This is a genomic window from Acinetobacter lactucae (assembly GCF_013344765.1).
GTDB lineage: Bacteria > Pseudomonadota > Gammaproteobacteria > Pseudomonadales > Moraxellaceae > Acinetobacter > Acinetobacter lactucae_A.
Genome location: NZ_JABVBF010000194.1, coordinates 1 through 6,114 on the forward strand (window position 1 = coordinate 1; position 6,114 = coordinate 6,114).

A 6,114-nucleotide genomic window follows, 5' to 3' on the forward strand; every position below is an offset into this window, starting at 1 on the left:
CAACAGCGATACTTCAATCCCATAAATTCAAATAAATAAAACACATTAAGTAAAAATATAATTATTTTTTATTTTAAAAATTTTTATTATTAATAAAAATACATTAAAAACAACATGATAAATAATTAAGTTTTTCTAAAAAATTACAAGATTTAAAGTTAAATTTCTTCATTATTAATATTAAATATAAAACTTTAATAAAAACTATTTTATATGCTAGATTAGGTCAAGAATTACCCAAAACAAGGGTGAATTCATACATTACAAATAATCAAATATAAGAACATTAAACATGACAAGGATTTAAAATCATGAAGAGAAATTATTATATTTTAGGTACTCTATTATTCAGCATGAGCTTAACGACTCATGCTGACTCATTACGAATGAGTGCGACGGAGTTTGCAAAAGATCCAGCCAGAGTAAATGCATTACAAAAAGGTTTGGAAAAAATGCGGGCAAATAATAATGCTCCCCCATTATCACCTGAGTTTCGTACAAGCTTTAATTACTGGGCCAATACACATGGCTATTTTGGTACAGGTACACATGCAACCAACAAAGATTATTATGTTAATCAGTACCGTATGCCACAGTGTTTAGAGATATATAGTAAAGCAGTATGTGACAGTTACTATAAGCATATTCAAAATTCACCAGTCCCAAATGATGGCTTTACCGATGAAGTTTGGGGTACATGCCAACATGGCAATCTAAATTTCTTACCTTGGCACCGTATGATGCTTTATTTTTATGAGCGAACAGTACGTAAATATGTTGGGCAAGATTACTCTCTTCCTTATTGGGACTATTACGAAGAAAAAGCTGCTAATGGTAAAGGCTTAGCACTGCCTAAATTGGTCCGCGGTAAACAAGCTGGTACTTTATATGATCAGTTCCGTACACCGGGTTTAAATACAAACATTAGCGCCATAGATCCAGATAATGCCAGCGCTGCTCAAGCATTTAAATGGGATAACTTTACAGACTTCTCTAACCAATTACAGTCTCAACCCCATGGTGTAATGCACTGTGCTGTAGGTAAAAACTGTGTATTGCCTGATATGGGATTTGTACCTATTGCAGGCTTAGACCCCGTATTTTATATGCACCATGCAAATATCGACCGTTTGTGGCAATGCTGGCTAAATAAAAAAGCAAATGGGCAACCAATTACGCTTGAATGGGCCAAGAAAAATTTAGGTATGCCAGATAGTTGGTATGACACCCGATATACTTTTGCAGATGAAAACGGCAACAAAGTCACCATGACCATTGCTGATGTATTCACCCCCGGTAAAATTCCAGTGCGATATACTAATGAAAATGCTTGTAAAGTTGAAGCTACTGTCATGAGTAGCAAAAGTGCTGAAAAAACAAACCTATTTAAAATGAATCATAAACCAGTCAGCAGTAATAAAAGCATTAAGCTTATGGGTGTAACTCAAAAAGTGGCTTTAGCTCCTCAAACTGCAAGTTTCTTAGAGAACTCTAGTCAACTTACTCAAACAAAGCTGTCATCAGGACAAACCTATTTAATATTAGATAATGTCCAAATGATTGGTAATCCAAATCTAACCTATAAGATTTATCTATCTCCAAAAAATAGACCTGACCAAAAAATTTATGTGGCCACAATTAACTACTTCGGTGTGTTAGATCATGACCACGGCGGGCACCCAGGCTATATTGGTCAGCTGGTCTATCAAGTCAGTGATCAGGTTAAGCAATTAGGCATGCCTGCTGAAGACTTAGAAGTTCAATTTGTTGCTACTGATTTAACGCTTGATCAAGTGAAGGAAAAAGTAAGCTCTCAAGGTTTAAGTATTTCTCAGGTTCGCTTAGAAACTTCAAAATAATAATTAAGGGAGAGGCCTGATCTTTTCAGGCCTTTTCACTAGACCCAACAATATGCTGAAGAGCTACTCAAATAATTTAATACTGGTTACAGCTCAATCAGCATCAAGACAAATAAGTCGTTATAATCCATCCAACACCTGATAGATATTATCTTCTGATGCTGACCCAATCATCCTTCTGGCGTAGTCTTTATCGTTTAATTCATATTTATGCCGGTATTTTTATTGCACCATTTATATTAGTTGCTGCAATCACCGGTTTACTCTATGCCATTACCCCTCAACTTGAACAAGCGATCTATAAAGATGTTCTGTTTATTGAGCCTACAAATCAAACGCCATATAAGCTGAGTCAACAAATTGAAGCCGCAAAGCAAGTAATGCCTAAGTCTGCACAAGTGACTGAAGTTAGACCAGCCCCAAGTGCTGACCAGACAACTCGTATAATTTTCTCAGACTCCATACATCATTTTACGAGTGAAGCCGTTTTTATTGATCCTTTTACGCTTAAAGCCAAAGGTCATTTAGCAGTTTATGGTACTAGCGGGGTTTTGCCTTTGCGAACTACGCTCGACCAACTACATAGTAATTTATTACTAGGGAAATGGGGCCGCTTTTATAGTGAACTGGCGGCAAGCTGGTTAGCAGTTTTGACTTTGACTGGACTGTATAATTGGTGGAAGCGCCGTCAAAACCTTAAAATCAGGCAAACCAAAAAAAATCGACTCTTGAAGTGGCATAGCACGCTTGGTTTAGCTTTATTTCCACTTTTATTATTAATCGCGATTACGGGTCTTACATGGTCCGAGTGGGCTGGAGACAATATTCGGGTTGCTCGCCAATGGCTCAACTGGCAAACCCCAACATTAGTAACTTCCCTTCAAACAGGTAATTCCCCTTTAGTGATGCACCATGAACATCACGAAATGTCACACAGTGAAAATCTTAATTTAAATATTGTTCCAACTGAATATGATACCGCTCTTTCAATAGCCAGAGCACATGGCATTGATGCAACACAAATACAAATCAAACCACCGACCAGTGGAAACCAAGCTTGGGTGGTAGCCGAAATTCAGCGCAAATGGCCAACTCAAGCAGATAGTATCGCAATTGATATGGAACAGCACAGAGTGATCGATCAACTTGCTTTTAAAGACTATTCACTGGTGGCAAAGCTCACCCGTTGGGGAGTTGATGCGCATATTGGGGTTTTATTTGGCTGGATAAATCAATTAGTACTAGCGCTTTACGCATTTGCACTGTGTATTATGATTATTTATGCATATAAAGCTGCGTTTAAAAACTCGAATTTAAAACACATGACCACCCACTTTGTTGGTCAAAGCTTATTAATTTGGAATCGTGCAACTGGGCCACAAAAATTAGGGGTTATAGCGGTGAGCCTCGTGTTAGGAGTTAGCTTACCTGTTTTTGGTTTTAGTATTTTATTTACGCTATTTATCTTTGCTATGCGTAAATACATTCCTTCTAAATCATAACACTCACATTCGTATTAAACCTTTGAGCTGTGCACACTACTCATAGTATGCACAGCAAAAATGACTACTAAATTAATCTTCAGAAAGTGTTTTCATATCAATCACAAAACGATACTTCACGTCGCTCTTTAGCATACGTTCAAAAGCTTCATTAATGTTTTGCATATCAATCATCTCTACTTCAGAAACGATGTTATGTTCACCACAGAAATCAAGTAACTCTTGTGTTTCCTTAATCCCGCCAATCACCGAGCCAGCAATTGATTTTCTACCCAAAATCATTGGGATTGAATTTGCGCTAATTTCACCCAAATATCCAACCAACACAATTGTTCCATTTAAAGCTAGCGTTGGAATATAAGGCTCAAGATCATGGTCATAAGGCACAGTATCAATAATTAAATCAAACTGATTTAGGACTGACCGCATTTGAGTTTCATCTGTTGATAACACAACATGATGCGCTCCGAGTTGTTTTGCATCTTGTTCTTTGTTAGCTGAGCGAGTGAATAATGTCACTTCCGCACCTAGAGCATTTGCAAGTTTAATGGCCATGTGCCCTAGACCACCTAAACCAACAACTGCAACTTTACTGCCTTTCCCAATATTCCAATGGCGAAGTGGTGACCATGTGGTAATCCCCGCACAAAGTAAAGGCGGTACAGCTTGAGCATCCAGATTTTCTGGTACTTTTAATACAAAATCTTCACTACAAGTAATGGTTTGAGAATATCCGCCATAAGTCGGTCGTTGGTCATGACGATCTACAGCGCCATAAGTTTGGATGTTGCCTTGTTCACAATACTGTTCTAATCCTGAATGGCAAGCTGAACAAGTACGGCATGAATCGACCATACAGCCAATGCCCACCAAATCACCGACTTTATACTTTGTGACTTTGGGGCCAATTAAGGTTACGCGTCCTACAATTTCATGACCCGGAACTAACGGATAAGAACTGAATCCCCAATCGTTTTTGGCCTGATGTAAATCTGAGTGACAAACACCACAATATTCAATTTGAATGACGACATCATCTTCACGTGGAGTTCTACGTTCAAACTTAAATGGAACTAAAGGAGTCTCTGATGACAGCGCGGCATATCCTAGAACTTCAATTGTCATATTTTTTCTCTCATGTTTAATGTTTAAATAAAGACGATTTCTTGGCTAGACCTTCATTGACGGCTATTAATTTTGAAAAACCGTGAATACGTTGTGGGAACGGTGAATCAACAGGCTTTAATCAATCGACTTTTTTGCCATGTTCATCAGTATAAAAATGAAAGTAGTAAGACGTTGTTCTATTCCTCTTGCAGATTTGCCTAATCCTCCGAATTGTTGCACTTCTCTCTATTTTTCTTATGTGAAATGCCTACAATAAAAACACAGAGGGTAATCGGTAGAATCTGAATGGCGAATGGGTCTCTAGACAGTAATCAAGAATTAGCTCAACTTGTCGATCAATGGACCCGAGAAAAAGGTACATTCGAAACGCCTATTATGGGACTGACCTTATTTCGTGCTGAAACACTGACCCAGCCAAATAGCAGTATGATGGATGCCAGTCTATGTATGATTGCTCAAGGGAAAAAACAGGTGATTCTTAGCGAAGAAACCTATACTTACGACTCTAACCATTTTCTTTTTACTGCAATTGACCTGCCTGTCATTGCTCAAGTTCTTGAAGCTTCAGTTGAAAGACCATATCTTTCAATAGTGCTACGCTTAGACCCGTATGTGCTTGCCCAAATTATGCTTGAGGCCCATATTCCTTTTAAAGATGTAAATACTGAGAAAAAAGGAATGGCTGTTGGAGTCGTAAATTCGGAACTGAATGATGCTTTTATACGGTTATTAAAATTACTAGACACACCTCAAGACATCCCTATATTGTCTCCCCTTATTATTAAGGAAATTTTTTATCGTTTATTAATGAGTCCGCAAGGTGACCGACTTAAACGAATTGTAGCGGCAGGAACCACAGGCCATCGGATTGTGAAAGCGATTGAATGGTTGAAAACAAATTTTGCAAAATCATTTAACGTTGAGGAACTTGCAAGCACAATGGGTATGAGTGCTTCAAGTTTTCATCAGCATTTTCGTGATATAACCTCAATGAGTCCCTTACAATATCAAAAAAGAATGAGACTGACCGAAGCACGGCGTTTATTAATCACTGAAGAATGCGATATTTCATCTACAAGCATACAAGTCGGCTATGAAAGTTTGTCGCAATTTTCTAGAGAATATAAACGCTTTTTTGGAGTTCCACCGTCGGTGGATATAAAGAGCGGATGAAAATAGACAAGCATTTATTAGTTAGCTTTAGATATTATTTCAATCATCTCTTTTGTTGGTCGTAAGTGGCCTAATTGCCACTGTTCAGGAGGATATTCATCAATTCGTATCCAGACATGCGCCCGAAAAGCAGCATTTCCCTTTCCTTCGATCTCTACAAATAAATCAGGTAAAAGCTGATTCACAATAAATAAAAAAGCCCTGATTATTCAGGGCTTTTTTATTTATCGCTTATTACTGTGGAATAATATTCACAGCACTTGGACCTTTTTGTCCTTGAGCGATATTAAAAGTTACTCGCTGACCTTCATATAAAGTTTTGAAGCCAGAAGAAGCAATCTCTTTAAAATGGGCAAACACATCTGGACCAGATTCTTGTTGAATAAAACCGAAACCTTTAGTTTCGTTAAACCACTTTACTGTACCATTAGTTGTATTAGACATAATATATC

5 protein-coding genes and 1 pseudogene are annotated in these 6,114 nt (G+C 37.7%); 3 read left to right on the plus strand and 3 right to left on the minus strand.

The genetic code is table 11. From position 1 onward, the window contains the following. The first annotated feature begins 311 nt into the window (after positions 1 to 311). Positions 312 to 1,859: a tyrosinase family protein gene (locus HUN22_RS15055; protein ID WP_174730955.1), complete on the plus strand. Its 1,548-nt coding sequence runs from the start codon at positions 312 to 314 to the stop codon at positions 1,857 to 1,859. Between the two features lie 158 nt (positions 1,860 to 2,017). Then, positions 2,018 to 3,361, plus strand: coding sequence for a PepSY-associated TM helix domain-containing protein (locus HUN22_RS15060; RefSeq protein WP_174730958.1), 1,344 nt, complete (start codon positions 2,018 to 2,020; stop codon positions 3,359 to 3,361). Between the two features lie 72 nt (positions 3,362 to 3,433). On the opposite strand, the gene HUN22_RS15065 is transcribed toward HUN22_RS15060, so the two are convergent. After that, a complete protein-coding gene (locus HUN22_RS15065) occupies positions 3,434 to 4,486 on the minus strand; it encodes an NAD(P)-dependent alcohol dehydrogenase (protein WP_174730961.1) in 1,053 nt (350 codons plus the stop codon). A gap of 288 nt (positions 4,487 to 4,774) precedes the next feature. Here HUN22_RS15065 and HUN22_RS15070 point away from each other — a divergent pair, with 288 nt between their 5' ends. Continuing rightward, positions 4,775 to 5,662, plus strand: coding sequence for an AraC family transcriptional regulator (locus tag HUN22_RS15070; protein ID WP_174730963.1), 888 nt, complete (start codon positions 4,775 to 4,777; stop codon positions 5,660 to 5,662). A 17-nt stretch (positions 5,663 to 5,679) separates the two neighbouring features. On the opposite strand, the pseudogene HUN22_RS18235 reads toward HUN22_RS15070, so the two are convergent. Next, a pseudogene (locus HUN22_RS18235) lies at positions 5,680 to 5,835 on the minus strand (tautomerase family protein); the annotation flags it as partial. 61 nt (positions 5,836 to 5,896) lie between these two features. Then, entirely contained in the window at positions 5,897 to 6,106 is a 210-nt protein-coding gene (locus tag HUN22_RS15075) for a cold-shock protein (RefSeq protein ID WP_174730966.1), read from the minus strand. Between the last annotated feature and the right edge of the window lie 8 nt (positions 6,107 to 6,114).